This window comes from Shewanella sp. c952, assembly GCF_019654975.1.
Taxonomy (GTDB): Bacteria; Pseudomonadota; Gammaproteobacteria; order Enterobacterales; family Shewanellaceae; genus Shewanella.
Genome location: NZ_BPEW01000157.1, coordinates 1 through 259 on the forward strand (window position 1 = coordinate 1; position 259 = coordinate 259).

The 259-nt window shown below is 57.5% G+C and carries 1 protein-coding gene; it reads left to right on the top strand.

Annotated features, from left to right (window positions below):
- Nucleotides 1–259: cadherin-like domain-containing protein (locus K5R16_RS22375; protein WP_220740633.1), on the top strand; the 259-nt coding region annotated here is incomplete at both ends.

Below are 259 nucleotides of genomic sequence, written 5' to 3' on the forward strand. Positions count from 1 at the left end.
TTGCCGGCGACAACACCGTCTATAATGCCGATGGCAGTGACGTCACCCTCAACGGTGTCGGCACCTTTAGCCTGGGCAGCGATGGCCAGTACACCTTTACCCCTGCCGCCAACTATAACGGCAGCGTACCGGTGATCACTTACACCTTAACCGATGGCTCGGGCGCGACAGATACCTCGACCCTGACCTTGACCGTCACCCCGGTGAACGATGATTTCAGCGATGATAATGAAACTCGCAGCATCGTCGAGGACAGCCC